Here is a 25,907-nt window from a genome sequence, read left to right on the forward strand (position 1 = left end):
GAGGTCGAAACTACACCGGCTGGACGGTCTAGTGTCAACGTCGTGCCTCGCCCGTCACAGCGCGACCGCATCCTGGACGCCTACACCGAGTTGGTCGTGACCTCCGGCCCCGAGACGGTCACGCTCGAGGCCGTGGCGACCGCCGCCGGCGTGTCCAAGGGCGGGCTGCTCTACCACTTCGGCTCGCGCGAGGCCCTGCTCGAGGGCCTCCTCGAGCGCGCACGGGGCCTGAACGACGACGACCTCGCCGCCGCGCGCGCCGCGCCCGAGGGCGTCGCGCGGTACTACCTGCGCACCTCGGTGGACGAGCCCGTGGCGGGCAGCCCCGTGTACCGGTCGACCGTGGCGCTGATCAAGCTCGCGCCCACCGAGCCCCGCGCCGCCGAGGCCACGCGGCGCTGCCTCGCCGGCTGGCGGACGGCGCTCACCGACGAGCTCGGCGACCCCCTGTCCGCCGACCTGGTCGCCGCCGTCGGCGACGGCATCTACCTGCGCGCGATCGTCGGCGACTCCAGCGAGGGGCTGGGCGCGGCGATCGACGAGGTGCTGCGGCGGGTCTCGCCGCGCTGAGCACGGGTGTCCGTGGCCGAGGACACGGTGTCCCGGGCGACGTTCCTGCCCACCCGGAGGTCGTGGAGCACCAGGCCGCCGACGCCTACACCCAGATCGTGCGCGCTCTCGAGCGCCAGGACCCGCGCTTCGTCCGGCGCGTGAGCGAGCCCGCCGGCGGCTTCGGCGCCGGGGAGCTCATGGTCCTGCTCGGGCTCGCCGCCACCGTCCTGCTCGGCGTGATCCCGCTGGCCCTGGGCCTGCAGGCGGGCGCCCCGGCCCTGGTCCTGCTCGGGACCACCGGCTGCCTGCTGCTGCCGGTCGGGGCGCCGCTCGCCGTGCGCGGGGTGCTGCGGCGGCTGCGCCCGCTGCGGGTCTGAGCGCCTACACCGCCACCGCGTCGACCCGGCGGCGCAGCGTCGCCAGGTCGCGCACCACGATGTGCCGCCCGTCCTTGACCAGCACGCCCTCGGCGACGAGGCGCGAGAGCTCGCGGCTCAGCGTCACCCGGGTCAGCCCGACCATGAGCGCGAGCTCGTCCACCGGCGGCCGGACGGACAGGCGCGCCGACGTCCCGAGCGCGCCGTCGCCGTAGGCCTCGACGAGGTGGCCGAGCAGCAGGACCACCCGCTCGCGGGCGGGCAGGCCGTCGAGGAAGACGTGCAGGTGCAGCACCCGCTGCTTGTGGGAGACCCGGCGCACGACCTCGACGAGCAGCTCCGGGTCGTCGCGGGCGGCGGCGACGAGGGCGTCGCGGCCGACGGCGAGCACCTCGCAGGGCGTGAGCGCGGTGGCCGACACCTGGTTGAGGCCGCCGTCGAAGCAGACGCCCTCGCCCAGGCTCGCGCCCGGCTCGGCCCACGAGATCACCCGCACCGTGCCGTCGGGGCGCAGCATGTGCACCCGGACCCGGCCGCTGACCACGACGTGGAACGACGACGACGCCTCGCCCTGCCGATAGAGGTGCTGGCCGGCGCGCACGGGCCGCGGGACGCCGAGGGCCTCGATGCGCCGGCTCACCGGCCCGGGCTCGGCGAGCAGGAAGGGCGAGACGGTCGGGGAGGGCGGCACGCCGTGCGGAGCCATCGCTGTCCTCGATCCGGCCGCCCGAGCGCGGGTGAGGGCAGGGTACGACCCGGACGGACGTCCCGAAAGGGACAGACAGGACGCCCGTCCGGAGGTCGATCAGGCCGGCGCGGGGGCGGGCGCGACGTAGGCGATGGACTCGGCGTTGGTGTCGGGCAGCGCGATCGTGCACAGCAGGCTGACCACCGACAGGCCGGCGAGCAGCAGGCCGATCGCGAGGCTCGAGCCCAGTCCCGCGACCAGCGCGGTGGCGATCAGCGGGACGACGCCGCCGCCGAGGACGCCGGCGAGGTTGTAGGCCATGCCCGCGCCGGTGTAGCGGTAGTGCGTCGGGAAGAGCTCCGGGAGCTGCGCGCCCTGCGGGCCGTAGGCGATGCCGACGACCCCGAGCACCAGCGAGAGCCCCAGCCCGAACGACCACGCGGTGCCGATGTCGAGGATCGGGAACGCGATGACGCCCGCGACGATGGCCGACGCGTTGCCGATGATGATCATCTTTCGTCGCCCGACGCGGTCGGAGAGGATCGCGCCGGCGATGGTGGTCGCCGCGAAGACGAGGCCGCCGATGATGCCCATCGCGAGCACCGTGGTGCGCGGCAGGCCGAGCTCCTGCGTGCCGTAGCTCGTGAGGTACGTGACGCCGATGTAGAAGAACGCGAACACGGCCATCGTCGAGCCCGCGCCGAGCAGCACCCGGCCCGTGTGGGTGCTCAGCACCTCCATGACCGGCATGCGCGTGCTCGTCGTCTTCTCCCGCGCCATGAACGCCGCGGTCTCGGTGATGGCGAGCCGCACGTAGAGGCCGACGGCGACGAGCACGACGCTGCCGATGAACGGCACCCGCCAGCCCCAGGCCAGGAACGCCTCGTTGCTCATGGTCAGCGCGGTGGTCAGGAACGTGGCGCTGGCCAGGGCGAACGCCAGCGACGGACCGAGCTGGGGGAACAGCGCGAACTTGCCGCGCGTCTTGCCCGGCGAGTTCTCCGCGGTCAGCAGCGTCGCGCCCGCCCACTCCCCGCCGACCGCGAGGCCCTGCAGGATGCGCAGCACCACGAGCAGGATCGGGGCGGCGATGCCGATCGTCCCCGTCGTGGGCAGCAGACCGATGGCCAGCGTCGACAGGCCCATCAGCAGCAGCGTCGTCACCAGCGTGCGCTTGCGGCCGAGCTTGTCGCCGAAGTGCCCGAAGAGCACCGACCCGAACGGTCGCGCGACGAACGCGACCCCGAACGTCGCCAGCGCGAGCGCCGTCCCCGCGGCGGCCCCGAGCGACGGGAAGAACACCTTGTTGAACACGAGGGCGGCGGCGGTGCCGTAGATGAAGAAGTCGTAGAACTCGATCACCGTGCCGGTCATGCTCGCGATCGCGATGCGGCGCATCGGCGGTGTTGCGCTGGTCGGGGGCGACGCGTCGGTGCTGGTCACGGGACCTCCTGAACGTTCGTACGGGCCCGTGGAGTGTCCGGTGAAGGAGTCGTGCGGTCTGTATCAGCCACTACAGACGGATGACGCGGCACGTGCTGTGTGAGGCACGTGCCGGGGCGTCACATCCGCGCGCGGATCTGCCACGACGACGCGCGACGACCCTCGATCCGCCAGGCTGCGGCGGATCGAGGGTCGGTGTCACGGAGCCGATGTGGTCGGGCGGACCGACGTGAGACTGGCGAAGACGAGGACGTTGGCCTCGTAGCTCCCGGCGGACCTGTCGAACGCGCCCCCACACGTGACGAGACGCAGCTCGGCTTCGGAGGTGTCGTTGTAGACCGCGGCGGTCGGGAACTTGTCCTTCGGCACGACGTCGACGTGGTAGACCGTGAAGATCGCGGTCTGCCCGTCGGCCCGATCGATGAGGACCTCCTGGCCGACCTCGACCTTCTTGAGGTTGAAGAAGATCCCCGGCTTGCCGCCACCGTTCACGTGGCCCAGCACGATCGCCGGGCCCGCCGCGCCTGGTGTGGGGCTGCGGTCGTACCAGGCGGCCTGCATCGGGGTCTCCACCGGCGGGACCTGCAGCTGCCCGTCAGGCTCGATCCCGGTCGGGACGAGCGTCGAACTCGCCGAGATCGCCGGCACCGTCACCCGGGTCGGCGCCGAGGCCGCGAGTAGGAGCGGGCCGCCGTCCGACGAGGAGCCCGACGTCATTCCGGCCACGAGGGCCAGGAGGGCGAGGACCACGACCAGCCCGATCCCGACCTTGGACGAGACCTTGTCGGCGGAGGACCGGCCGGTGGACGGCGACTCCGCAGTGGTCACGGCTGGAACGATCCGTCACCGGTGGCGACTCCACCCACCGGCACGCTGCCGACCTGCGTCGCGTACACCGGCTGCTGCTGGTAGTCGGCGTAGCGGCCGTAGGGGCTGTAGGTGCCCGACGCCCGGCCGTAAGTCGACCCGTGGTCGGTCTCGTACTGGGTCTCCGTCACGCTGCCACCGCTCGAGGAGCCCGAGGAGCTCGTGCCGTTGCAGAGCGGGTTGTTGAAGAACGCCTGCTGGGCGCTTTGGAACTGGGCGCGGGCCGTCTCCAACTGCGCGAGCAGGGCACCCAGGGGAGCGCCGACCGGCGATGCCTCGATCTGGTCCAGCACGGACTGGAACTGGGCCGACGCCTGGTTGAGCGCGTTCTGCAGAGCCGCGCACTGGCCGCTCGAGGTGGAGGTGCCCGAGGTGGAGGTGCCCGAGGTGGAGGTGCCCGAGGTGGAGGTGCCCGAGGTGGAGGTGCCCGAGGTGGAGGTGCCCGAGGTGGAGGTGCCCGAGGTGGAGGTGCCCGAGGTGGAGGTGCCCGAGGTGGAGGTGCCCGAGGTGGAGGTGCCCGAGGTGGAGGTGCCCGAGGTCGAGGTGCCCGAGGTCGAGGTGCCCGAGGTGGAGGTGCCCGAGGTCGAGGTGCCCGAGGTCGAGGTGCCCGAGGTCGAGGTGCCCGACGTGGAGGTCAGCGACGTGGAGGTGAGCGACGTGGAGGTGAGCGAGGTGGAGGTGAGCGAGGTGGACGTGCCCGAGGTCGAGGTGCCCGACGTTGAGGTGCCCGACGTCGACGTGCCCGACGTCGATGTGCCGAAGGCTGGGCCGACGCCCAGTGCTGCGACGAACAGCATGCTGGCGCCCACCGTCAGCAGCCGTCGGCTGGAAGCGCCTGTTCCCGTCCTCATGTCCCACCGTTCCTTCGTCTGCACGGCGTCATGCCGGCGATCAACTGGCCTCTTCCGACGTGTCGGCGGCTCACCCGTCTGTGTTACGTCCAACGACCAGCGATGTCTAAAGTTTGGTCTCAGTTAGATAACGACGCTTGGCCGTCTCCCGTCTCGCGCTGCGGGCCGTCGCTCCGTCGCCTCCGGATCACGCGACGCTGGCGCCGAGCTCGTACCCGATCCCGTCCACCGGTCAAGAGCGCCTCGGCTCGCTCGGGCGGCACGAAGGCGAGGTACATCGTGAGCACTGCGACGCTGAAGAAGCCGATATCGAGCGTGATCGCGATTCCGAGGTGCATCAGCACCCCAAGCCCTAGCACCCAGGGGCGTGCGGTGCGGTTCCACACCAAGATGGCGATGGCGAGTTCGGTGGTGAGCGTCCCGAATGTCATCAGTTCCGACAGCACGATCGAGTCGCTCAGCCAGGAAGGCGTCGGGAGGCGTTCGAAGTCGCCGATCCTCAAGGCGTACGAGACCGCAGAGCCCTCTCGCCACAGCTGCCCCTGGACTTTCTCCCACACGGCGGACAAGTAGAGCGCGCTGAGCTGGATCTGCATGAGCCGCAGTGCCCACGGTGCTCGACGGGGGAACGACCAGATAGGTGCGGCGCCGCTGAACCACCGGTCGGCCGACACCGCCGTTCCGGCGGGCGAGAGCGCGAGGTACAGGGCGAGCATGCGCAGCAGGAAGTCCCCGGTGTTGAAGACGTTCGGGGCCTGGCGCTCGAAGGAGAGCATCGCGACGAACACGATGGCGGCGGCCAGCCGGGTGCGGTAGCCCACGAGAACGCCGACGGCGGCGAGCAGGGTCGCGAACCAGACCACCCAGATGACGGACGGACTGTGGATGAGGCTGAAGAGCGTCCAGGCTCCGGACTCCAGCGCCGGAGTCTCGGGCACCGCAGCGCCCGGTCCGTAGAACGCCATCAGGGTGGGAGCCAGAGACAGGGTCCACAGGACCGTGAGAGCGCCGAACGCGATGCGGAAGAGCTCGATCGGCGCCGTCGACTCGGGGAGGAACCAGAAGCGTCCCCACGCAGCGGACACGCTCCGTGGCAACGGAGCCGTCGAGAGGCGAGTTCCGAGCTTTCCCATCGCGCTCACCGCACCTCCGCCGTGGTCACGGAGAACACTTCCTCGCGCCACGGGCCCTGAGCCGGACCAGGCCCAGGCGGCAGCGTCTCCGCGACCCGGCGCACCAGTTCCACCCTGACGGGGTGTCGCCCCTCGGCGCGTTGGTTCTCGACCAACCAGGTGGCGAAGGCGTGTCGCTCCTCGACGCGGGTGTTGCCGCCCCATAGCTGCTCGACGTACTTCCGCCACCTGTAGTTCCAGTAGTCGGGCACTCCGCTGGTCGGAGGGGCTGTCCAGGTGGTCGTGGTGCCGTCCACATCGAGAATCCGCGCCTCGACGAAGCTCGAATCCTGGCGAGGATTGGGCGCGAACACGCCCCACCGTTGATCGAGGCCCGTGGCGAGGAGGAAGGGACCTGCCACGGTCAGCGCGCTGTTGCGGATGGCCGAGGCAGGCATCACCGACACCGCGATGGCGACCACGGTCACTAGCAGGAACACCGTGAGCAGACGGCGCCCCCACGGCGTCTCGTCCAGACGCCGCGCTGTGCCGGCATCGGCCTCGGCCGGGTCCTCGTGCTCCGTCGCGATCGAGTCCCCGTCGTTCGCCGCCTGGTCGCTCGACGCGTCGACGTCCTCCTCGTGTGTCGTCGCGCTGCTCGTCGAGACACCCACGGCACTCGGTCCTCCGCCACGTCCTGCCAGCCCTGCATCCATTGCTCGACCACCAGCCCCGACGGCTCACCCTCGTCGCGGCGAGTGTCGCTCTTGATGCCAGCCTCGTTACCGATCATTCGTGAGGACCGGGTCGGACGAACGGCCGTATCGTTGCGGGCGGATGTCCGACGACGGACGCTACGTCGACGCACGGAGACCCCATGACGATCTTGGTGGCCGTTACCGCCGACGACGAGGGCACCGCGGCCCTGGAGGGCGCGCTCGCCGAGGCCCGCCACCGCGACACCGACGTGGTGGCGCTGAACCTCCGGCCGCTGCCGCTCGACGTCCCGGACGCCGCCCGCGTCACGGTCGTCGACCGCGTGCTGGGGGTCGAGGACGGCGACGCGGTGCTCGAGCGACTGGAGAAGGACGTCGGCGTCGACCTCCTCGTCATCGGCGTGCGCCGCCGGAGCCCGGTGGGCAAGGCGTTCCTCGGCGACGTCGCCCAGCGCCTGCTGCTCGAGGCCCCGGTGCCGGTGCTGGCGGTGAAGACGGGGTCCTGAGGGGGTTACTGGCTCGTATCCCTCGCTGAGCGAGGGATACGAGCCAGTAACCGTCACCGAGCCCCGAGGTCGCCGCGCTGTCCGCTCTGCGTGATCGACCTGGGGCGGCTCCGTGGTCCACGCTCACCCCCGTGCGCTCCCCGGCCGTCCGCCTGACCGTCGCCGGCGCGGCGGTGGTGGGCGTCGCGTACGGCATGGGCCGGTACGCGTTCGGGCTGACGCTGCCCTCGCTGCGCGGGGACCCCTCGCTCTCCGCCGACGGCCTCGACGACGCCGTCCTCGGGCTGATCGCCTCCGGGTCCTTCGCTGGCTACCTCTTGGGACTGCTCCTCGCGCCCGTGGTCGGCCGGCGGCTCGGCCCGCGGGCGCCGACGACGGTCGGCGGCACGTGCGGGCTGGTCGGCGGAGTGCTCGCCGCCGTGGCGCCGTCGCCGCTGGTGCTCGCCGTCGGCACGGTGCTCGCCGGCAGCGCCGCCGGCTGGGTGTGGGCGGCGTACTCCGACCTCGCGGCCGTCGTCGTCGACCTGCCCGCGCGCCCACGGACGCTGGCGATCATCAGCACCGGGACCAGCGCGGGCCTCGTGGTGTCCGGGCTCGTGGGGTTGGCCGCGATCGGGGTGCCCGGCTGGCGCCTGGTGTGGGTGGCGATCGGCGTCGCCTCCGCCGGGGCGGCCCTGCTCAACATCCGCTGGACGCCCCGCGTGCCCCCGCCGCGCGCGGGCCGCGCCGGACGACTCGCGCTGCGCGCCCTGGTGGTCCCGACGGTCTTCTCCGTGGCGTTCCACGTCGGCGTCACGACGTTCTTCACCTGGGCGGCCGACATGCTGCGACGCGCCGCCCTCGCGCCCGGGTGGGCGCCCGTCCTCTACGCGCTCGTCGGGGTGGTCGGCCTCGTCGCGCTGGGGACCGGCGGCTGGTGCGCACGGTTCGGCACCGTCCGCGTCGCGGCGGCCACCCTGCTCTTCATCGCCGCGTCGCTCGTCGTCCTCGGTCTGGGCGCGGGCTCCGCGGCGGTCGCGCTCGCCGCGGCCGCCGTGTTCGCGCCCGGGATCATGGGCGGCGCCGCCGTCCTCGCCGTGTGGACCGCCGAGATCGAGCCCGAGCGCTCCGGCGAGGCCCTGACCGTCGTGGTCGTGGTCGGGGCGTTCGCCGCGGTCGTGGCGCCGGCCGTCGTGGGAGTGCTGCTCGGGGTGGTCAGCCTGACCGCGGTGCTGGTCGGGCTGGCGCTGCTGCTCCTCGTCACGGCGGCGGGCCTGCTCACGGCTCGAACCGGTACCCCCGCCCCGCCTCCGTGACCCAGGTGCTGCGGTGAGGTCGATGCGCAGCGGAGGCGACGGGCTGATCAGCCGCCTGTGATCCGGCACGCTGACGTGGTGGACACACGCTGGCTCGGCATCCTGCTGTTCGAGGACGTGGAGGAGCTCGACGCCGTCGGGCCGTGGGAGGTGCTGTCGTGGTGGACGGCGAACTTCGCCGACGACGGCTACCGCGTCACGACGTTCTCGGTCGACGGTTCGCCGGTGCGCTGCGCGAAGGGCATGACGATCGTCCCCGACCTCGCGGCCGCCGACCTCCCGCCGCTCGAGGTGCTCGTGCACCCCGGCGGGCGGGGCACGCGCCAGATGCTCGAGGACGCCGAGCACCTCGAGCGCGTGCAGGCCTGGCGCCGTGACGTGCCGCTGATGACCAGCGTCTGCACGGGCTCGCTCGTCTACGCCGCGGCCGGGCTGCTCGGCGGCCGACCCGCGACGACGCACCACGCCTCGCTGGACGTGCTCGGCGGCCTCGACGCGAGCATCGAGGTCCGTCCCGACGACCGCTTCGTCGACGACGGCGACGTCGTCACCAGCTCCGGGGTCTCCGCGGGCATCGACATGGCCCTGCACCTGGTCGCGCGCCTCGTCGGGATCGAGCGCGCCCGCCAGGTCCGCCGCGGCATCCAGTACGACCCCGAGCCCCCCGTCTAGGTCGCGAGCTCCCGCAGCACCGCCATCGCGTCGTCGCGCCGGTCCCAGGGCACGAACAGGTGGTCGTGGTGGAACCCGGCGACGGGGTTGGTGCCGATCCCGGCGTCGGCGAGCGCGCGGGTGATCGCGGCGAGGAAGCCGACGGCCTCGAGCGCCGAGTGCACGCGCAGCGTGATGCCCGCGCAGGGGAACGCGCCGGCGAGCCCGTGCGCCGCCGCCTCCGCGGCCGTCACCACCGCCGACAGGCCCTCGTCCTCGCGGATCGTCGCTCGCGGGACGAGCCCGGCGGGCAGCTCCGCCACGGTCACGAAGACGTAGGGCTCGGGATGCGGGGCGGGGTCCATGCCGGCCAGGAGCCGGGCGAGGTCGGTGTCGGCGGGCACGCGGGAGAGCGTGCTCCCTGCGATCACGGCCACCAACAGCTCAGCGAGTGATGAGGTGTCGCGGCACGCCACCTACGGTGTGGCGGTGCGAGCGCGTGGACACCTCGGCCTGGTCGTGCTGCTGGCGCTGCTGGCGGCCGTCCTCGCCCCCGTCGCGTCGGCGCACGAGGCCCTGCCGACCGGGGTCCAGCGCGTCGAGCTCTCGCTCGGCGAGCGCGAGCTGGCGCTGACCATCACCGCGCCGCCCGAGGGCGGCGGCCGGCTGCCGGTCGTCGTCCTGCCCCGCGGCGAGGCCCGGCCCGGCGAGGTCACCCTCGCCGCCGTCCGCCCCGGCGGCGATCCCGCCGCGGGCGGCCCGGTCGCCGTGCCCGTCGCGCCGGTCGGGCAGCCGCGCGAGGTCGCGCTGACCGCGGACGCCCCGGGGGAGTGGGAGGTCGTCGTCGCCGACGGGGTCACGGTCGCCCGCGTCCCGCTGACCGTCGCCGCGCCCGCCCCGACGCCGGGGTGGGTGTGGGCGGTGCGGATCGGGGCGGTGCTCGGCGTCGTGGCGCTCGTCGCCGCGCTGGCCCCGGCGGTGCGTGCCCGCCCGCGGCTCGCGGTGGGTCTCGGGGCCGTGGCGCTGGTCGCGGTGACGGTCGCCGTGACGGCCGCGATCACCGCGCCGGGGGGTACGCCCGCGCCGGCGCCCGCCGCCGCTCCGGCCCCGATCCCCACGGGTGGGCACGCCGGTCACGGGGGGATGGCGGCGATGCCCATGGCCCCCGTGCCCATGGCCACGATGCCGTCCGGCGCCGTGGTCGTCACCGCGCGCACCGGGCCCGACGCCCGGGCCGGCGTCCCGACCGACCTCGTCCTCGACCTCACCGACGGGTCCACCGGCGCCGTCGTGGACGACCTCACCATCCACGACGAGGCCCTCATCCACCTCGCGGTCGTCGGGCCCGCCGGCGACCTCGCCCACGTCCACCCCGTGCGCACCGCCCCCGGCCGCTACGTCGTGCGCGTCGTGCCGCCGACGGGCGGGCGCTTCGGCGTGTTCGCCGAGATGGAGCGCGCCGGCGAGGGCGGCCACCAGGTCGCGCGCACGGCGTTCGCGGTCACGGGGCCCGCGCCGGCCGCGGTGCCGGCGCCGGGACCGGGCGTCCGGGAGGTCGACGGGATGCGCGCCGACGTCGCCGTCCCCGACGCCGTCGCGGGCCGCCCCACCCGGGTCTCGGTGACGTTCACAAAGGCCGGCGCGCCGGTCACCGACCTCCAGGGCTGGCTCGGGATGGGCGCGCACCTCGTGCAGCTCGGCCCCGGCGTCGGCGGTGGCCCCGACCCGGTCGACCCGGCGTCGGCCTTCGGCCACGGGCACGACACGACCCCCGCGGGACCGGCCGGCACCTACGGCCCGCAGGTCGCGTTCGACCAGACCTTCACCCGCGCCGGGCGCCACGCGCTGTGGATCCAGGTGCAGCGCGACTGGCGGATCGTGACCATCCCGGTGACCGTCGACGTCGCGCCGGAGAGCCCCGCGCCCTGATCAGGCCTCGGCGCGACCGAAGTGCCGCTGGAGCCGCCGGTGCCGGTGCGCGAAGAAGGCGCTGACCACCCGCCGCAGCAGCGGCCCGAGCACCACCAGCGGGGCGCGCGGGGTGAGGGCGACGCGGTCGGTGACCGCCGTGCCCCGTGGCGCGGCCTCGACCGTCCGCTCGTGGACCCAGCGCCGCATGCTGGCCATCGACGACTCCTCGAGGAACCGCCGGCCGGGCTCCAGCTCGGTGACCACGAGGTCGTCGTAGTCGAACGGCACCACCCCGAACAACCGCAGCCAGGCGCGCCCCACGGGCTCGCCGACGCACACGGTGTCGACCGCGAGGTCGGCGCGCGGCAGCGTCATCGACATCCACGGGCGCATCTCGTCGTCGATGCCCGCCGGGGTCACCACGCGGCGCCACACGACGTCGGGCGGGGCGGCCACCACCGACGACCGCTCGAACGACCACCTGCCGCGCACGGAGCGCAGTCTGCCCGGCGTGAGAGCGTGCGCGGGTGCGCACGGTGCTGGTGGTCGGGATCGGGTTGGGCGAGCCGGGTCAGCTGACCCTCGACGCGGTCGAGGCGCTCGGCGGGGTGGACGTCGTGGTCCTGCTGCACAAGCCGGGGCCGGCGGACGAGCTCACCACGATCCGCGCGGGAATCGTCGCGCGCTTCGCCCCGCAAGCCCGGGTGGTCGAGCGGGACGACGCCGTCCGCGACCGGGCGTCGGCCGACTACGAGGGTGCCACCGAGCGCTGGCGCGACGAGCGCGCGGCGCTCTACGAGCAGACCCTGCTCGACGAGGTGCCCGAGGGCGGCTCGTGCGCCCTGCTCGTGTGGGGCGACCCGGCGATCTACGACGGCACCGTCGAGATGCTCCACCGGCTCGACGCCCGCGGGGGCGTCGCGCTCGACTGGCGCGTGGTGCCCGGCCTCGGCGCGCCCTCGGTGCTCGCCGCGGCGCACCGCACCACGCTCACGCGCACCGCCCGCGCCGCCACGATCACCCCCGCCCGCCGCGTCCTCGACGAGACCGTCGACTCGGGCGAGGCCGACCTCGTCGTCATGCTCGACGGCTCGCGCGACCACGGGCTCGCGCACCTCGACGACGACGCCACCGTCTACTGGGGCGCCTACGTCGGGACGCCGGACGAGGTGCTGGTCGCCGGGCGGGTGGGCGACGTGCGCGAGGAGATCCTCGCCGCGCGCCGCGAGCACCGGGAGCGCAAGGGCTGGATCATGGACACCTACCTGGTGCGACGCCGGTAGGGCCTCAGTAGCGCAGGCCCGCGGCGGTCGACCCGCCGAGGGTCCGCAGCCAGTGCGCCAGCTCGTCGGAGCCCGCCGCGACGGCCGCGTCGAGGGGGGTCGACTCGGCCCCGGGCGCGCAGCGGTTGAGCTGGGCCCCGTGCCGGAAGAGGATCTGCGCGGCCCCGACGTGCCCGCCGCGGCAGGCGCGCCAGAAGGCGAGGTCGATCTCGTCGAAGCCCGGCGGGGGCCGGACGTGCAGCAGCGCGGTGACCGTGTCGTCGAGGCCCGACTCCGCCGCCTCGCCGACGGTCATCGCCCGGCGCCCGTCGTCCGGGGACGGGGTGACAGCGCTCACACGGCGTCAGTGTGGTGGCTGCGCTGCCCCGCCGCGAATCGAGCGGCGCTCAGCCGGACGCCGGCGCCAGCGCCCGCAGGTTCCAGCGCCCGGCGCGTCCGGTGAGCACCGCGAGGGTCAGCGGCGCCACGTCGACGCGCCACAGTCCGGCGGGCCCGGCGCCCAGCGCGTGGGCCACGGCGGCGCGGACGACGGGCGGGTCGACGACGGCCAGCGCGAGGCCCCGGTCGTCGTCGGCGTCGAGCCCGTCCATCCAGCCCGCGACGCGGGCGAGCAGCGCCGCGAGCGACTCGCCTCCGGGCGGTGCGCCGTCGGGGTCGGTCATCCAGGCCTGCAGCGCCGCGGGGTCCTCGGCGGCGAGCTCGCCCGGCGCCCGCCCGGCCCACGCTCCCGACGCGGGCCCGGCCGGGGCGTCGCCGTCGACCGCGCGCCCGGGCAGCACCAGCGCGGCCGTCTCGCGGCACCGCCGGGCCGGGGCGCACCACAGGCGGTCGGGCGCGGCGAGCGACACCGACCCCGCGGCCCGCCGCCCGCCGTCGTCGAGGGGCTCGTCGGCGGGGAAGCGGGCCTGGCGCGACGCGGCGGTGGCGGCGTGGGTGAGCAGGTGCAGACGCACGGTGACCTCCCTCGCAGCACCTAGATCGCCCAGCTCAGGGCGGATAGCTCATCACTTGCTGAGGTGTTGACGGCGTGATCGTCGGCCCCTAGCGTCGCACCTGCTCGCCGCCCGTCGGGACGGCGCGTCCGTCGTGCGTCGAAGATCAGGAGAGTGCCCGTGACCACTGCCGGTGCTGTTGTCCGCGCGAAGGCCACCGCCGTCCCCGCGTCCGAGACGCTCCCGTGGCTGCTCAGCGCCGTGATCGTCGGGCTGGTGCTCTACTACTTCATCGGCATCGACCAGGGCGCGGTCTCCGTCTTCGGCGACACCTCGGTCGTCCACGAGCTCGTCCACGACGCCCGCCACTTCCTCGGCTTCCCCTGCCACTGAGCTCCGGCCGGTCGAGGAGGGCTCCCTGATGGAGGCACGGTCGTTCGTGCTGCGCGGCGTCCTGGCCGGGGCGGTCGCGGGCCTCGTCGCCTGGCTGTTCTCGCTGGTGTTCGCCGAGCCGCAGATCGAGGCCGCGATCGCCTACGAGGAGGGCCGCGGCGCGGCCGAGGAGGCGCTGGCCGTCGCGGCCGGCGCGGCCCCGGCCGGTGGTTCCGAGGAGGAGGTCGTCTCCCGCGGCGTCCAGGCCACGATCGGCCTCGGGGTCGGCATGGTGGGCATCGGCATCGCGCTGGGCCTGCTGTTCGCCGTCGTCTACACGCTGCTGCACGGCCGCGTGGCGCTGCGCCCCCGGGTGCTGGCGCTGGTCGTCGCCGGCGCCGCGTTCCTGACGCTCTACGCGACGCCGTTCGTCAAGTACCCGGCGAGCCCGCCCGCGGTGGGCGCCGACGAGACGATCGGCGACCGCACCGCGCTGTACCTGGCGATGGTCATCGGCTCGCTGGTCGCGCTGGCGGTCGCGGTGGTCGTGGCCCGGGCCGTGCGCGCCCGGGTCGGGACGTGGAACGCGGTGCTGCTCGGCGGCGCCGCGTACATCGCCCTGGCCGCGGTGCTCATGGCGGTGCTGCCGGGCCTCGGCGAGCTGACGATCAACGCCGCGGCGGGCGGCCCGCGGGTCGCCGAGACGCCGCTGCCGCTGCGCGACCCGGCCGGCACGATCGTCTTCCCCGGCTTCGACGCGGACGTGCTCTACGCGTTCCGCGTCGCGTCGATCACGGCGCAGGCGCTGCTGTGGGGCGTGCTGGGGCTGGTCTTCGGCGCGCTGGTCGAGCGCCGGATGGCGCGCGACGACGAGCCCGCTTTGGCTGCCGCCTCGTGAGTGCTTGCCCGTGCTGGAGGACGGGATAGCGCGCACACCCTCGCGACCCGACGGCCTCGTCCCTTCCCGGGGGCGGGGCCGTCGTCGTGTCACCCCCGACGACCTGTGAGTGCTTCCCCGTGCCCTGGCACGGGCAAGCGCGCACGAGGCGTCAGCCCAAGAGGCGGACCACGCCGGCCACCGAGGCGCACACCACGAACCCGAGGCCGAGGGGCAGCAGGGTGGCGACGGCCGTCCAGCGCGCGCTGCGGGTCTCCTTCCAGATCGTGAGCACCGTGGTGCTGCACGGGTGGTGGAGCAGCGTGAAGATCATGAGGTTGACCGCGGTGAGCAGCGTCCAGCCGCCGCCGAGGAGCACCGACGAGATCTGCGCGTCGTCACCGAGCTCCAGCATCACGCCCGGCGCGGCCCCGGAGGCGGCGGGTCCGAGCGTCAGCGTCAGCATGACGATCGTCGGGATGATGATCTCGTTGGCCGGCACCGCCACGAGGTAGGCCAGCAGGATGACGCCGTTGAGGCCCAGCACCCAGCCCAGCGGACCCAGCGCGGTGACGAGGTGCCCCGCGAGGCTCGCGTCGCCGAGGTGGATGTTGCTGATCAGCCAGATCACCGCGCCGGCCGGCGCCGCCATGACGACGGCGCGGCGCAGGACCTTGAGCGTGCGGTCGACGACGCTGGTCCACAGCGTGCGCCAGAGCTGCGGCGGCCGGTACGGGGGCAGCTCCAGCGAGTACACCGAGCTCTCGCCGCGCAGCACCGTCCGCGACAGCGTCCACGACACGGCGAGCGTCACGCCGATGCCGAGGACCACCACGGCGATGACGCTGCCCGCCGCCACGAACCCGGCGAGCGCGGGCGGCACCACGGCGCCGACGAAGATCGTCCCCATGAGGATCAGGGTCGGCCAGCGCCCGTTGCAGATGCTGAAGTTGTTGGTGATGATCGCGATGAGGCGCTCGCGGCGGCTGTCGATGATCCGCGTCGCCGTGACGCCGGCGGCGTTGCAGCCGTAGCCCATCATCATCGTGAGCGCCTGCTTGCCGTGCGCCCCGGACCGCGCGAAGAGCCGGTCGAGGTTGAACGCCACCCGGGGCAGGTAGCCGAAGTCCTCGAGCAGCGTGAACAGCGGGAAGAAGATCGCCATCGGCGGCAGCATCACCGCGATCACCCAGGCCGTCGCGAGGTAGACGCCGTCGACGAGGAGCCCGGTGACGACCGCCGGCGAGCCCGCGGCGACGAAGACGTCGCGCAGCCAGGCGTGGCCGTTCTCGACGAGCAGCACGTAGAGCAGGTCCGATGGCACCGCCGCGCCGGCGATGGTGAACCAGAAGACGCCGAAGAACAGCACACCCATCGCGACGAAGCCCCACACGCGGTGGGTCAGCACGCGGTCCAGGGCGCGGTCGAGGGTGAGGCGGCCCCGCGCGTCGTCGCGGTCGACGCTCGTGGACGCGAGCCGGGCGGCGTCGGCGTAGAGGGACTCGACGACGCGGTCGCTCACGTCGCCGGGCAGCTCACCCCGCAGCCGGGAGGCCTCGTCGAGCAGGTCGGTCATCCCGCGCGCTCCACCGTCGCTCCGGTCATGGTCCCGGGCCGCGTGAGCTCGCCGAGCGAGCCGTCGCGGACCGCCGCCTCGATGCCGGGGTCGCCCTCGAGGAGGCGCAGCGCGACCCAGCGGGTGTTGGGCACCCCGGGGAACTGCGCGGCGACGCGGTCGGCGAGCGTGGCCACCGCCTCCTCCAGCTCGCGGTCGCGGTGCACCAGCCGCATCGGCGGCGGCGCGTCTTCCGTGGTGGCGACCTGCGCGACGGCGGCGAGGAGGTCCGGCAGGCCCTCGCCCCGACGGGCCGCCATCGGGACGACGGGCACGCCGAGCTCGCGGGTCAGGTGGCGCGCGTCGACGGTGATGCCGTGGCGGCGGGCCTCGTCGACGAGGTTGAGCGCGACGACGACGCGGCCGGTGATCTGGCGGATCTGCAGCACCAGGGGCAGGTTGCGCTCGAGGCGCGTCGCGTCGACGACGACCACGACGACGTCCGGGCGGCCGAAGAGCAGCGCGTCACGGGCGACGTCCTCGTCGGCGCTGGTGGAGAGCAGCGAGTAGGTGCCGGGGAGGTCGACGACCCGGTAGCGGGCGTCGCCGTAGGTGAAGCCGCCCTCGGCGCGCGCGACCGTCTTGCCCGACCAGTTGCCCACGTGCTGGCGCAGGCCGGTCAGGGCGTTGAAGACGGTGCTCTTGCCGGTGTTCGGGTTGCCGGCGAGGACCACGACGTGGTCGTGGCGGCCCGGCGCGAGCCCCATGCGGGCGAGGCGGGCACCACCGGTGGACAGGGCGCACGAGCCGCAGGCGTGCCCGGCACTCCCGTGCGCGGGCGGGTCCGGCGCCGCCGCCCCGAGTGCTCGCGGCGTCGGGAGGTCCTGGGTGCCCCCTCCCGCGCCGCCCACGCTCAGCGCTCCTCGAGCTCGACGTGCACCGTGCGGGCCTGGTGGTCACGCAGCACCACGAGCGTCCCGCGCACCTCGTACGCGGTGGGGTCGCCGAGCGGGCTGCGCAGCTCGGCGCTGATCGCGGCGCCGGGCAGCAGGCCCAGGTCCATCAGGCGGCGGCGCTCGGCCCCCCGGGTGTCCAGCGACGTCACGATCCCCCGCCGGTCGCGGGGCATCTCGTCGAGCGTCATGCGCGCCACCCCGTCCGTGTCCCGGCGGCGACTTCGCCACCGCGTCGTGCGGAAGTTCGCCCGGCCGAACTCTCGCTCCGGATGCTACGTCGCCGTCTCCCGGGGGACCACCCCCGGCGCCACCTGATCGACCCAGAGAGCCTCGGCCAGCTCGGGGCCGAGGTCGTGGTCCCGGGTGCCCACCCCGTCCTCCGCACGCACCAGGAACGGCCCGCCGAACGGGCGCCGGGCCACGAGCTCGAGGGCGATGCCGAGCTCCAGGCCCTGCTCGCGCAGCCAGGCGAGCATGGCGGGGTCGGTGTCGTCGACGCGGATCAGCCGCCCGCGGTCGCCGGGGTCGAGCGTGGAGAACCGTCGGCCCTCGAAGGGCGCCACCGTGCCGTCGGCGGCCGGGATGGGGTCGCCGTGCGGGTCGAAGCGCGGGTGCCCGAGGCGGGCGTCCATGCGGTCGAGCAGCCGCTGCGACACGTGGTGCTCCAGCACCTCGGCCTCGACGTGCACCTCGTCCCAGCCGTAGCCCAGCTCGCTGACGAGGTAGGTCTCGAGCAGCCGGTGGCGGCGCAGCACGGCGAGCGCGGCCCGCGTGCCCTCGGCGGTGAGGCGGATGCCGCCGTAGCGCCGGTGCTCCACGAGGCCCTGGTCGGTGAGGCGCTTGACCATGCCGGACACCGACGAGGCGCCGACGCCGAGGCGCTTGGCCAGCCCGCTGGTGGACGCCGGGCCCTCGCCGCGCTCGACCGAGGCGTAGATGGACTTGAGGTAGTCGTCGACCGCCGCCGAGTGCGGGGCGACCGGCTCGGACATGGCGGAAGGGTAGCGAGCGCGGGCCGACGACGTCGCTGGTCGGCGCCCGCGACGACCTACCCTCGGGAGCGTGTCCGACGTCCTCGACCGCGCCCGCGAAGTGGCCGGCGCGGTGCTCCTGCCCGCCGCCGACGAGGTCGACGCCACCGCCACGATCCCCGCGACCCACTTCCGGGCGCTGGCCGACGCCGGGCTCTACGGACTCGCCGCCCCGCCGGAGGCCGGCGGCCCGGACATCGGACTCGACGAGTTCCTCGCGGTGGTCGAGACCCTCGCCGGCGCGTGCCTGACCACCACGTTCACGTGGATGCAGCACCACGGCACCGTGCGCGGGCTCGCCGGCACCACGAACGCCACGCTGCGCGAGCGCCACCTCGCCGACGCGGTGCGGGGTCGCACGCGCTGCGGCGTCGCGTTTGCCGGCGCGATCCCGCAGCCGCCGAAGCTCTGGGCCACCGCGGTCGAGGGCGGCTGGCGCCTCGACGGCGTCGCGCCGCTGGTCACGGGGTGGGGCCTCGTCGACCTGCTCCAGGTCTCCGCCCGCGACGCCGCCACGGCCGACGCCGACGACGAGCACGCGCGCGTGGTCGCGCTGCTGGTGCCCGCGCACGCCGCCGATGGCGTGACCGTGCACCCCCTCGACCTCGCCGCCGCCAACGGCAGCCGCACCGTGCGCCTCGACGTCGACGGCTGGTTCGTCGGCGACGACGCGGTGGTCGCGGTGCGCAGCCGCGCGGAGTTCCTCGCCGGCATGCTCGGCAGCGCGCGCACCAACGGCTGCCTGGCCCTCGGCGTCGCCGGGCGCTGCGCCGCGATGGTCGCGGAGGCCGGGGAGGCCGTGGCCGCGGCGGCCCTGCGGGAGGCCCTCGACGCCGCGCGCGACGACCTCGACGCGGCCCTGGCCGAGCCGACCGCGATGCCGGCCGCCCGCGCCGCGGCGTCGGCGCTCGCGGTGCGCGCGGCGGCGACGCTGACCGTCGCGGTGGGCAGCCGGGCGATGGTCGCCCGGCACCCCACGCAGCGGCTGGCGCGCGAGGCGGCGTTCACGCTCGTCGCCGCCGGCCGCCCGGAGATCCGCGCCGAGCTGCTGGGTGCCCTGGCGGGCACGTGAGCACTACTCGGTGCTCCAGCACCAAGAAGTGCTCACGTGCGCGGAGCGCACAACGACCCCCCGGCCCAGGGGCACGGGGGGTCGTCGCGCGCCGCGCGGCGGACGCTTGTCGGAACGATCACCGCGCGAGATCGGGGTGGGTCAGACCAGCGAGAGGCCCTGGGCCTTCTCGAAGCGCTCGGCGGCGTCGGCCCAGTTGACGACGTTCCACCAGGCCTTCACGTAGTCCGGCTTCACGTTCTGGTAGTCCAGGTAGAAGGCGTGCTCCCACATGTCGAGCATGACCACCGGCACGATGCCCAGCGGCACGTTGGCCTGCTGGTCGTAGAGCTGGAAGATGCGCAGCTTCCCGGTGAGGGAGTCGACGCCGAGGATCGACCAGCCCGAGCCCTGGATCGTCGTGGCGACCGACGTGAAGTGCTTCTGGAACAGGTCGAACGACCCGAAGTCGCGGTCGATGGCCGACGCCAGCTCGCCCGTCGGCTTGTCGCCGCCGTCCGGGCTGAGGTTCTTCCAGAACACCGAGTGGTTGATGTGCCCGCCGTAGTTGAAGGCGAGGTTCTTCTCCCACAGCAGCGCCGTCGTGCCGATCGTGTCCTGCTCGCGGGCCTCCGCGAGGGCGTCGATCGCGGCGTTGAGGCCGGTGACGTAGGTGTTGTGGTGCTTGTCGTGGTGCAGTTCCATGATCTTGCCCGAGATGTGCGGCTCGAGGGCGCCGTAGTCGTAGGGCAGGTCGGGGAGCGTGTACTCCGCCATCCGGTTCTCCTCCGGGTCGGCTGCTGCGAACGCGTCTGAGGCCAGCGTGGTGCTGTTGCCGGTCTTTTGCAACTCCGGGCCGTTCGCGGACCCGGAGCCCATCGACCGGGCCGGTGTACCCACTCGTCGCCCGGTGAGACCTACGCGCGCTTCCGGGCCTGGGCGATCGCGGTCGCGAGCAGCTCGTCCAGCCCGATGCCCCCGGCCCGGGCCATGACGGCCAGCACGCTGGCGGGCGAGAACGAGCAGTAGAGGCTCGCCTCGAGGAACACCGGGCGGCCCGCCGGGTCGATGCGCAGGTCGAACAGCGAGTAGTCCCGGCAGCCCAGCGCGACGTGGCAGCGGCGCGCCACGTCCCACACGCGGGCGGTCAGCGGGTCGTCGGCGTCGACGATGACGACGTCGGGGTCGTCCTTGGCCACCAGGCGCAGCCCCGCGTCGTCGCGGGCGAGCTTGTCGGCGTACGCGCGCACCGGTCTCGCGTCGTCGAGGAGGTACTCCTCCAGCGGCAGCCCCACGAGCTCGCCGTCCCGCTCGACGAGCCCGCAGCGGACCTCGCGGCCCAGCGGCACGAACTCCTCGACGATCACGCGGTCGGCGTGGGCGAACGCCGCGTCCAGGGCCGCGCGGACGTCGCCGGGCTCGCGCACCAGCGTCACGCCCAGCGAGTTGTCGGCGTCCTCGGGCTTGACCACCGCTGGCGGGGAGATCGTCGGGCGCTCGCCGCGCCGCAGGACCTCGCCGACGGGGACCTCCACGCCCGCGGCGCCGACCATCGCCTTGGCGACGGCCTTGCGCGCCCCGATCGCCATGACCTCGCCGGTGTTGCCGACCACGGGGATGCCCAGGACGTCGAACATCGTGCGGTAGGACGTCATGCCGGGCAGGCAGAACATCTGCGGGAGCACCACGTCGAGGCCGAGGCGTCCGAGGTGGGCCAGGGCGTCCGCCGGCGCGAGCGGGGTGGCGCCGGCGATCGCGTCGGCGTCGAGCGACGCCGGGAAGCGCCAGCGACCGTCGGGGGAGACGTAGGCGGGCACCGGGTCGTAGCGCGCGGGGTCGGCGGTGGCAGCGAGGCACCCGCGGGCGTAGGTCAGCGAGAGGTCGGCGTGGAAGTCGCTGACCGCCGAGCCGGCCAGGTGCAGCACGCGGAGCGGCATCTCAGTCTCCCGCCGGCTCGACGAGCTTGCCGATGTTGACGTCGACGCGGATCCACGGGCGTCCGGCGACGAGGTTGCGCAGCAGCAGGGACGGTATCTGCAGGTGGTGCAGCAGCAGGAACGGCAGGGGGTCGTCGCGGTCGAACACGGCGTCGGTGCCGCGCCGGATCACCCCCAGGCGCTCGGGGATCGTCGACGGCCGCGACACCATCCGCCACAGCTCGTGGTAGAGCCAGTGGGTCGGGCGGCTGTCCGGCCGGGGCGTCAACGGGGGCTCGCCGGGGCCGAGGTCGTGGAGGTAGGCGCGGGCCAGGGCCACCTCGTCGCGGTGGAACATCGTGATCGCCGAGTGGGTCCGCGGGTTGCACTCGAGGGCGACGAGGCGCCCGTCGGGGGTCTCGATGAAGTCGAACGACACCTGGCCGGTGACGCGCAGGGCGCCGACGAACCGGCGCACCCACTCCTGGATCGCCGGCTTGTCGACCATGGCGTAGTTGAGCTGGAACGCCGACGACTCGCAGCACGCCCACACCTGCACGCGGCCGTCGCGCACGGTGCTGTGCGTGCAGTACTCCCGGCCCGGGGTGAACTCCTGGAGGATCCAGGGCGTGTCCGCGGACATCGGCTTCGACCGGGCGAACTCCTCGGTCTCGGCCGCCGTGGGGCGCGGCAGGGTCGTGAGGTCGAGCCGCGCGACCGGGTCGTACGGGACGCTCTTGAGGATCCAGGGCCCGGGCTGCGCGTCGAAGTCGAAGTCCTCGACCTGCTTCGCCGCGACCACGCGGTGGGTCTCGGGCACGGGCAGGCCCAGGGTGTCCGCGGCCTCGGCGAACCGGTCCTTGTCGTCGAGGATGCCCAGCACCTGGGGGTCGGGGTGCAGCACCTCGCAGAACTCGGCGAGCACCGGCTTGGCCAGCGCGTCGTACCGGCTCGCGGCCGGGCTGCACACCGGCACCCACACGTCGACGCCCTCGGCGACCACCACGTCCCGCAGCGCCTCGACGTAGCCGGGCGCGCCGGGCTCCGGCACCACGTGGAAGGCGTCGACCGCGCGCGAGAACCGGTGCCCGGTGAGCCGGTAGCGCGCCGACTCGACCAGCACGACGCGGTGCCCGGCGGCGTGGAACGCGCGCGCCAGCGCCAGCGCCTTGGTCATCTTCCCGCCGCTGACGAGCACCGTGCGCGGGTCCTCGGCCTCCGCGCGCACCGGCGTGACCAGCAGCGACCGGACCAGGGCGGCCGCGGTCACCGCGAGGGTCACCGGCAGCGGCACGGTCAGCAGCGCGAGCGCCCCGAGGGTCCTCGGGGCGTGGACGAGCACCCGGCGGGCGTGGTCGAGGGCGCTCACGACGCGGCGACCATGCCCCGGTGCATCACCCGGTCCCCGGTGACGTCCGCGTGGTCGGCGCGGTGCAGGACGCAGCCGTTGTCCCACACCACGACGTCGCCGGGCGACCAGGCGTGCCGGAACGTGTTGTCCTCGGCCGTCGAGTGCTCGTAGAGGTAGCCGATCGTCGTGCGCGCCGCCCCCCGGTCCATCCCGCTCATCGCCACGCAGCGCTCGGGCGTCGAGAGGTAGAGCGACGTGCGCCCCGACACCGGGTGCCGCCGGAACACCGGGTGCTCGGCGCTGGTCTCGGGCCCGGCGTCCTCGGGTCGCAGGCCGCTGACCTCGTGGGTGATCGTGCGGCCCGCGAGGTGGGCGCGGATGTCGGCGGGCAGCGTCTCGTAGGCCCGGTACTGGTCGGTGAACAGCGTCTCGCCCCCGCGGGACGGGATCTGCACGGCGCGCAGCGCGGTGTAGGCCGGCGGCCGCGCGACGTAGCTGGTGTCCGTGTGGAAGACGCTGCGCGGCGGCGTCGTGCGCCGCACGTTGGAGACGACGTTGAGGTCGTCGCGGCCGGGCACCGGCGTCTCCCCGACGGTGAAGACGACGTCGCCGAAGCGGCGCAGGAACGCGGCGAAGCCGTCGTCGTCGAGCCCGTCCTGGCCCGGCACGACGACGACGCCGTGCTCGGCCAGCAGGACCCGGAAGGCCTCGACCTGCTCGTCGTCGAGGGCGGTCAGGTCGACGTCGGTGACCTCGACGCCCAGCGGGCTCAGCGGTCTGGTGTGCACGGGATCTCCTCGTGTCCTGCTCAGCCGCTGCGGCGGATCAGGGTCAGGCCGTCGCGCAGCGGCAGGAGCACCTGCTCGACGCGCGGGTCGCCGGTGACGGCGTCGTTGAACGCGGCGATCGCCGCGGCGTTGGCGGTGGGCTCGCCGGAGAGCCACGGCCCGCCCTGCAGGAGGGTGTTGTCGACGGCGACCAGCCCGTGCGGGGCGAGCAGGCCGGTGTCGAGCAGGGTCGTGAGGTAGCCGGCGTAGCCCGCCTTGTCGGCGTCGACGAAGACGAGGTCGAACTCCTCGCCCGCCGCCGCCAGCGCGGCGAGCGTGTCCGCGGCCGGGCCCACCTCCACGGTGATGCGCCCGCCGGCGGGGGACCCGGCGAAGGCGCGCCGGGCGAGGTCGGCGACCTCCGGGTCGATCTCGCAGGCCACCAGCCGGCCGTCGGTGGGCAGGGCCTCGGCCATGGCGAGCGCCGAGTAGCCGGTGAACAGCCCGATCTCGAGCACGCGCCGCGCCCGGGTGGCCGCGACCAGCATCTTCAGCGCCTGGCCCTCGACGTGCCCGGAGAGCATCTCCTGCTCGAGGAACACCGCGTCCGGGTCGCGACGGGTCCAGTCGTGCTCCTGGGTCCGCGCGGCGAGCCGGGCGAGCGCGGGCGACTCGGGCGTGGTGCAGCGCTCGAGGTACGGATCGAGCCCGCCGGCGAGCTCCTGCGCCCGTCGCAGGTCGTCGCGCACCTCGTCGGGCACGCCCGCGACCCCGTCGAGGCCCGCGGCGACGCGGTCGAGCGCCGCGGCGAGGATGCCGACCGGCGTCACCGGCCGCGGGCCGGCCTGCACTCCCGGCGCGCTCATCGCCGGAAGGCGTCCACGCCGAGACCGTCGCGCGCGAGGTCGCGGCAGATCGCGCGGTGGGCCTCGAGCGTCTCGGCCAGCTCGTCGACGCCCAGGTCGTTGAGGAAGTGGCACGTCCCGATGGGCCGCGGCACGGCGGCGCGCAGGTGCCCGCCGCGGGTCTGCAGGATCGCCTCGGTGCCGCGGCGCAGGACGTCGGGGGTGAGCAGCGGGCTGTCCAGGGAGAGCCCGAGGCGGCTCATGAGCCCGAGGACCCGGTCCCGGTCGCTCGGGGTGATGTAGCCGCGGCGGGCCGCGAGCGTGGTGGACAGCGCCATGTCGATGCTGATCGCGTGCCCGTGGAAGAAGGGCTGCTCGCCGGAGAGCTCGAGGGTCGGGCTCCAGGTGTGCCCGAACGCGATGACGCGGTCGAGGTCGAGCTCCTGGAGGTTCGGGACCTCCAGGCGCAGCATCGTCTCGATGGCGTCGTAGGTCAGGCGGTGGGTGACGTCGAGCAGCCCCGGCGGGCCCTCGCGGTAGCCGAACCCGGTCTCGAGCAGGTCTTCGCCGTACTTCTCGAGCAGCGCGAAGATGCGCTCGTTGCCGACCACGGCGATCTTGACCAGCTCGGCCATGCCGTTGCGGATCTGCTCGACCGGCAGGGTGGCGAGGAACGAGAAGTCCAGGAACACCTGCCGGGACGCGTGGAACGCGCCGAGGCGGTTCTTCGCCTTGCCGTGGTTCACCGCGACCTTGATGGCGACGCTCGCGTCGACGAGCCCGATGAGCGTGGTGGGGATGCGGATGTAGTCGGTGGCGCGGCGGTACATCGAGCAGGCGAACCCGGCGACGTCGGTGGTCAGGCCGCCGCCGACGACGAGCACCGGCTCGGTGCGCACGAGCCCGAAGTCGCCGAAGGCGTCGACGATGCGCTCGGCGGTGCGCATGGTCTTGTCGGCCTCGTCGATGGCGACGGGGAAGACCGTGAGGTCGAGGTCGTGGTGGGCGAAGTAGGCGCGCATGGCGTCGCCGTGGAGCTCGGCGACGTTCGCGTCGACCACCGCCAGGCAGCGCCCGTACGGGCGGTAGGCCTCGGCGAGGCCGGTGTTCTCCGGCGCGAACACGCCGTCGGTGAGGACCAGCGAGTAGTCGATCTTCTGGTAGCCCTCGACGTGGAAGGCGGACTCGGTGGCGGTGAGGGTCGGCTCGACGGTCATGGGCGCGGAGGTCTCCGTCCGTGTCTGGTCACGGGGTGGCGGTGGGAGGGCAGGCGGCATCGCGCCGCCGCCGGCGGCGTGCGCGGGACGTCAGGCGCCGGTCAGGCGGCGGTGAGGGAGGTCAGGTCGTCGAGGGTCAGGCGGTCGATGCGGCGCGCCGCCCCGTCGAACTCCTCGTCGGCGGTGTTCTCGTTGGGGAACGCGAGGCACGCGACGCCGGCCGCGGCGGCCGCGCGCACGCCGTCGGGGTTGTCCTCGACGGCCACGGCCGAGGCCGCGTCCTCGCCGAGGGTCGACAGCGCGTAGGTGTAGGCGGCGGGGTCGGGCTTCGGCGTGCCGACCTGGTCGGAGGCCACGATGACGTCGAAGTCGTTCGCCCCGACGAACGACTCGAGGGCGCCGAGCAGGGCGAGCACGTTCTCGCGCGAGGTCGTGGTGACGAAGCCGGTCTTCCAGCCCCGGCTGCGGGCGGCCTCGAGGACCTCGAGCACGCCGGGTCGCGGCACCGGGGCGTCGCTGCTCAGGTTCTCCTGGAAGATGCGCGACTTGGTGGCGTGCACCGCGGCGGCGTCGACGTCCTCGCCGCGGGCGGCGGCCTCGTCGGCGATGCGGGTCTCGCCGCCGGCCTTCCCGAGCCGCGAGCGGTAGTCGTCACGGTCCCAGTGCCAGTCCAGGCCGTGCTCGGCGAACGCGGCGTTGAACGCGGCGCGCTGCAGTTCGGAGGTGTCGGCGACGCTGCTGAGGGAACCGAAGAGGAGTGCGGTCACCGAGGGTGTCCCTTCGTC

At 74.1% G+C, this 25,907-nt stretch carries 32 protein-coding genes; 11 read left to right on the forward strand and 21 right to left on the reverse strand.

All coding sequences use genetic code 11. From position 1 onward, the window contains the following. The first annotated feature begins 42 nt into the window (after positions 1-42). Positions 43-570, forward strand: coding sequence for a TetR/AcrR family transcriptional regulator (locus ACQPX6_RS05880; RefSeq protein WP_433786137.1), 528 nt, complete (start codon positions 43-45; stop codon positions 568-570). A gap of 62 nt (positions 571-632) precedes the next feature. Further along, positions 633-929 (forward strand): DUF3040 domain-containing protein, encoded by a 297-nt coding sequence (locus ACQPX6_RS05885; RefSeq protein ID WP_433786138.1) that lies wholly within the window; start codon positions 633-635, stop codon positions 927-929. 4 nt (positions 930-933) lie between these two features. On the opposite strand, the gene ACQPX6_RS05890 is transcribed toward ACQPX6_RS05885, so the two are convergent. The 4 genes from ACQPX6_RS05890 to ACQPX6_RS05905 all read right to left on the reverse strand — a co-directional run bounded on the left by ACQPX6_RS05890 (position 934) and on the right by ACQPX6_RS05905 (position 4,058). Beyond that, on the reverse strand, positions 934-1,635 hold the full coding sequence (locus ACQPX6_RS05890) for a Crp/Fnr family transcriptional regulator (protein WP_433786140.1): 702 nt from the start codon (positions 1,633-1,635) through the stop codon (positions 934-936). Between the two features lie 99 nt (positions 1,636-1,734). Further along, the gene (locus tag ACQPX6_RS05895; protein WP_433786142.1) at positions 1,735-3,060 is read right to left on the reverse strand and encodes an MFS transporter; all 1,326 of its coding nucleotides are present in this window, start codon (positions 3,058-3,060) and stop codon (positions 1,735-1,737) included. 198 nt (positions 3,061-3,258) lie between these two features. Next, positions 3,259-3,888, reverse strand: a complete 630-nt coding sequence (locus tag ACQPX6_RS05900) for a class F sortase (RefSeq protein WP_433786144.1) — start codon at positions 3,886-3,888, stop codon at positions 3,259-3,261. After that, complete coding sequence (locus ACQPX6_RS05905; protein ID WP_433786145.1) at positions 3,885-4,058, reverse strand: hypothetical protein; 174 nt, start codon at positions 4,056-4,058, stop codon at positions 3,885-3,887. The genes ACQPX6_RS05900 and ACQPX6_RS05905 overlap by 4 nt, the downstream gene beginning before the upstream one ends. A gap of 31 nt (positions 4,059-4,089) precedes the next feature. Here ACQPX6_RS05905 and ACQPX6_RS05910 point away from each other — a divergent pair, with 31 nt between their 5' ends. Continuing rightward, positions 4,090-4,905, forward strand: coding sequence for a hypothetical protein (locus ACQPX6_RS05910; protein ID WP_433786146.1), 816 nt, complete (start codon positions 4,090-4,092; stop codon positions 4,903-4,905). Here ACQPX6_RS05910 and ACQPX6_RS05915 read toward each other — a convergent pair. Both ACQPX6_RS05915 and ACQPX6_RS05920 read right to left on the reverse strand, forming a co-directional pair. Further along, positions 4,898-5,911, reverse strand: a complete 1,014-nt coding sequence (locus tag ACQPX6_RS05915; RefSeq protein ID WP_433788198.1) for an HTTM domain-containing protein — start codon at positions 5,909-5,911, stop codon at positions 4,898-4,900. The genes ACQPX6_RS05910 and ACQPX6_RS05915 overlap by 8 nt on opposite strands. Positions 5,912-5,916: 5 nt before the next feature. Continuing rightward, positions 5,917-6,564, reverse strand: coding sequence for a hypothetical protein (locus ACQPX6_RS05920; RefSeq protein ID WP_433786148.1), 648 nt, complete (start codon positions 6,562-6,564; stop codon positions 5,917-5,919). Between the two features lie 203 nt (positions 6,565-6,767). Between ACQPX6_RS05920 and ACQPX6_RS05925 the strand changes: the two genes are divergently transcribed. The 3 genes from ACQPX6_RS05925 to ACQPX6_RS05935 all read left to right on the forward strand — a co-directional run bounded on the left by ACQPX6_RS05925 (position 6,768) and on the right by ACQPX6_RS05935 (position 9,079). Next, the gene (locus ACQPX6_RS05925) at positions 6,768-7,112 is read left to right on the forward strand and encodes a universal stress protein (protein WP_433786150.1); all 345 of its coding nucleotides are present in this window, start codon (positions 6,768-6,770) and stop codon (positions 7,110-7,112) included. Positions 7,113-7,243: 131 nt separating this feature from the next. Beyond that, entirely contained in the window at positions 7,244-8,407 is a 1,164-nt protein-coding gene (locus ACQPX6_RS05930) for an MFS transporter (RefSeq protein WP_433786152.1), read from the forward strand. A 78-nt stretch (positions 8,408-8,485) separates the two neighbouring features. Further along, positions 8,486-9,079, forward strand: coding sequence for a DJ-1/PfpI family protein (locus ACQPX6_RS05935; protein WP_433786154.1), 594 nt, complete (start codon positions 8,486-8,488; stop codon positions 9,077-9,079). Here the strand turns inward: ACQPX6_RS05935 and ACQPX6_RS05940 are convergent. Continuing rightward, a complete protein-coding gene (locus ACQPX6_RS05940) occupies positions 9,076-9,462 on the reverse strand; it encodes an ACT domain-containing protein (RefSeq protein ID WP_433786155.1) in 387 nt (128 codons plus the stop codon). The genes ACQPX6_RS05935 and ACQPX6_RS05940 overlap by 4 nt on opposite strands. A gap of 85 nt (positions 9,463-9,547) precedes the next feature. Here ACQPX6_RS05940 and ACQPX6_RS05945 point away from each other — a divergent pair, with 85 nt between their 5' ends. Beyond that, positions 9,548-10,987 (forward strand): hypothetical protein, encoded by a 1,440-nt coding sequence (locus ACQPX6_RS05945; protein WP_433786156.1) that lies wholly within the window; start codon positions 9,548-9,550, stop codon positions 10,985-10,987. Here the strand turns inward: ACQPX6_RS05945 and ACQPX6_RS05950 are convergent, their stop codons facing one another. Next, entirely contained in the window at positions 10,988-11,461 is a 474-nt protein-coding gene (locus ACQPX6_RS05950) for a hypothetical protein (protein WP_433786158.1), read from the reverse strand. A 35-nt stretch (positions 11,462-11,496) separates the two neighbouring features. Between ACQPX6_RS05950 and cobF the strand changes: the two genes are divergently transcribed. Beyond that, positions 11,497-12,252 (forward strand): precorrin-6A synthase (deacetylating), encoded by a 756-nt coding sequence (gene cobF, locus ACQPX6_RS05955; protein ID WP_433786159.1) that lies wholly within the window; start codon positions 11,497-11,499, stop codon positions 12,250-12,252. 4 nt (positions 12,253-12,256) lie between these two features. On the opposite strand, the gene ACQPX6_RS05960 is transcribed toward cobF, so the two are convergent. Together ACQPX6_RS05960 and ACQPX6_RS05965 are read right to left on the reverse strand one after the other, a co-directional pair. Continuing rightward, positions 12,257-12,589 (reverse strand): ankyrin repeat domain-containing protein, encoded by a 333-nt coding sequence (locus ACQPX6_RS05960; protein WP_433786161.1) that lies wholly within the window; start codon positions 12,587-12,589, stop codon positions 12,257-12,259. A gap of 49 nt (positions 12,590-12,638) precedes the next feature. Continuing rightward, positions 12,639-13,205 (reverse strand): histidine phosphatase family protein, encoded by a 567-nt coding sequence (locus ACQPX6_RS05965; protein ID WP_433786163.1) that lies wholly within the window; start codon positions 13,203-13,205, stop codon positions 12,639-12,641. A gap of 159 nt (positions 13,206-13,364) precedes the next feature. Between ACQPX6_RS05965 and ACQPX6_RS05970 the strand changes: the two genes are divergently transcribed. Then, on the forward strand, positions 13,365-13,577 hold the full coding sequence (locus ACQPX6_RS05970) for a CbtB domain-containing protein (protein ID WP_433786164.1): 213 nt from the start codon (positions 13,365-13,367) through the stop codon (positions 13,575-13,577). Positions 13,578-13,605: 28 nt separating this feature from the next. Continuing rightward, on the forward strand, positions 13,606-14,454 hold the full coding sequence (locus ACQPX6_RS05975) for a CbtA family protein (RefSeq protein ID WP_433786166.1): 849 nt from the start codon (positions 13,606-13,608) through the stop codon (positions 14,452-14,454). Between the two features lie 151 nt (positions 14,455-14,605). Here ACQPX6_RS05975 and ACQPX6_RS05980 read toward each other — a convergent pair whose 3' ends face one another. From ACQPX6_RS05980 to ACQPX6_RS05995, 4 genes are all read right to left on the reverse strand, one after another. After that, on the reverse strand, positions 14,606-16,009 hold the full coding sequence (locus ACQPX6_RS05980) for a nucleoside recognition domain-containing protein (protein ID WP_433786168.1): 1,404 nt from the start codon (positions 16,007-16,009) through the stop codon (positions 14,606-14,608). After that, positions 16,006-16,899, reverse strand: a complete 894-nt coding sequence (locus tag ACQPX6_RS05985) for a FeoB small GTPase domain-containing protein (protein WP_433786169.1) — start codon at positions 16,897-16,899, stop codon at positions 16,006-16,008. The genes ACQPX6_RS05980 and ACQPX6_RS05985 overlap by 4 nt, the downstream gene beginning before the upstream one ends. Positions 16,900-16,901: 2 nt before the next feature. Further along, positions 16,902-17,132, reverse strand: a complete 231-nt coding sequence (locus tag ACQPX6_RS05990) for a FeoA family protein (protein WP_433786171.1) — start codon at positions 17,130-17,132, stop codon at positions 16,902-16,904. An 84-nt stretch (positions 17,133-17,216) separates the two neighbouring features. After that, positions 17,217-17,936: a metal-dependent transcriptional regulator gene (locus tag ACQPX6_RS05995; RefSeq protein WP_433786172.1), complete on the reverse strand. Its 720-nt coding sequence runs from the start codon at positions 17,934-17,936 to the stop codon at positions 17,217-17,219. Between the two features lie 70 nt (positions 17,937-18,006). Here ACQPX6_RS05995 and ACQPX6_RS06000 point away from each other — a divergent pair, with 70 nt between their 5' ends. Then, positions 18,007-19,047: an acyl-CoA dehydrogenase family protein gene (locus tag ACQPX6_RS06000; RefSeq protein ID WP_433786174.1), complete on the forward strand. Its 1,041-nt coding sequence runs from the start codon at positions 18,007-18,009 to the stop codon at positions 19,045-19,047. A gap of 141 nt (positions 19,048-19,188) precedes the next feature. Here the strand turns inward: ACQPX6_RS06000 and ACQPX6_RS06005 are convergent, their stop codons facing one another. The 7 genes from ACQPX6_RS06005 to ACQPX6_RS06035 form a co-directional block, all read right to left on the reverse strand. Beyond that, positions 19,189-19,803: a superoxide dismutase gene (locus ACQPX6_RS06005; RefSeq protein WP_433786175.1), complete on the reverse strand. Its 615-nt coding sequence runs from the start codon at positions 19,801-19,803 to the stop codon at positions 19,189-19,191. Between the two features lie 140 nt (positions 19,804-19,943). Beyond that, positions 19,944-20,963 carry a D-alanine--D-alanine ligase family protein gene (locus ACQPX6_RS06010; protein ID WP_433786176.1) on the reverse strand — a complete coding sequence of 340 codons (1,020 nt, stop codon included), beginning with the start codon at positions 20,961-20,963 and terminating at the stop codon, positions 19,944-19,946. A 1-nt stretch (position 20,964) separates the two neighbouring features. Continuing rightward, on the reverse strand, positions 20,965-22,311 hold the full coding sequence (locus ACQPX6_RS06015; RefSeq protein ID WP_433786178.1) for an ATP-grasp enzyme: 1,347 nt from the start codon (positions 22,309-22,311) through the stop codon (positions 20,965-20,967). Beyond that, the gene (locus tag ACQPX6_RS06020; RefSeq protein WP_433786179.1) at positions 22,308-23,081 is read right to left on the reverse strand and encodes a TauD/TfdA dioxygenase family protein; all 774 of its coding nucleotides are present in this window, start codon (positions 23,079-23,081) and stop codon (positions 22,308-22,310) included. Before ACQPX6_RS06020 ends, ACQPX6_RS06015 begins: the two co-directional genes overlap by 4 nt. A 20-nt stretch (positions 23,082-23,101) precedes the next feature. Next, entirely contained in the window at positions 23,102-23,926 is an 825-nt protein-coding gene (locus ACQPX6_RS06025; RefSeq protein WP_433786180.1) for an O-methyltransferase, read from the reverse strand. Beyond that, a complete protein-coding gene (locus ACQPX6_RS06030; RefSeq protein ID WP_433786181.1) occupies positions 23,923-25,122 on the reverse strand; it encodes a sedoheptulose 7-phosphate cyclase in 1,200 nt (399 codons plus the stop codon). The genes ACQPX6_RS06025 and ACQPX6_RS06030 overlap by 4 nt, the downstream gene beginning before the upstream one ends. A 101-nt stretch (positions 25,123-25,223) precedes the next feature. Further along, entirely contained in the window at positions 25,224-25,889 is a 666-nt protein-coding gene (locus tag ACQPX6_RS06035) for an HAD family hydrolase (protein WP_433786182.1), read from the reverse strand. Between the last annotated feature and the right edge of the window lie 18 nt (positions 25,890-25,907).

It is taken from the genome of Actinomycetospora sp. CA-101289, from assembly GCF_050955895.1.
GTDB lineage: Bacteria > Actinomycetota > Actinomycetes > Mycobacteriales > Pseudonocardiaceae > Actinomycetospora.

Excerpts from the sequence above, each read along its gene's own strand:
- ACQPX6_RS05890 (WP_433786140.1), bottom strand. The coding sequence starts at position 1,635 with ATGGCTCCGCACGGCGTGCCGCCCTCCCCGACCGTCTCGCCCTTCCTG.
- ACQPX6_RS05915 (WP_433788198.1), bottom strand. The coding sequence starts at position 5,911 with ATGGGAAAGCTCGGAACTCGCCTCTCGACGGCTCCGTTGCCACGGAGC.
- ACQPX6_RS05925 (WP_433786150.1), top strand. The coding sequence starts at position 6,768 with ATGACGATCTTGGTGGCCGTTACCGCCGACGACGAGGGCACCGCGGCC.
- ACQPX6_RS05975 (WP_433786166.1), top strand. The coding sequence starts at position 13,606 with ATGGAGGCACGGTCGTTCGTGCTGCGCGGCGTCCTGGCCGGGGCGGTC.
- ACQPX6_RS05980 (WP_433786168.1), bottom strand. The coding sequence starts at position 16,009 with ATGACCGACCTGCTCGACGAGGCCTCCCGGCTGCGGGGTGAGCTGCCC.
- ACQPX6_RS05990 (WP_433786171.1), bottom strand. The coding sequence starts at position 17,132 with ATGACGCTCGACGAGATGCCCCGCGACCGGCGGGGGATCGTGACGTCG.
- ACQPX6_RS05995 (WP_433786172.1), bottom strand. The coding sequence starts at position 17,936 with ATGTCCGAGCCGGTCGCCCCGCACTCGGCGGCGGTCGACGACTACCTC.
- ACQPX6_RS06005 (WP_433786175.1), bottom strand. The coding sequence starts at position 19,803 with ATGGCGGAGTACACGCTCCCCGACCTGCCCTACGACTACGGCGCCCTC.
- ACQPX6_RS06010 (WP_433786176.1), bottom strand. The coding sequence starts at position 20,963 with ATGCCGCTCCGCGTGCTGCACCTGGCCGGCTCGGCGGTCAGCGACTTC.
- ACQPX6_RS06025 (WP_433786180.1), bottom strand. The coding sequence starts at position 23,926 with ATGAGCGCGCCGGGAGTGCAGGCCGGCCCGCGGCCGGTGACGCCGGTC.
- ACQPX6_RS06030 (WP_433786181.1), bottom strand. The coding sequence starts at position 25,122 with ATGACCGTCGAGCCGACCCTCACCGCCACCGAGTCCGCCTTCCACGTC.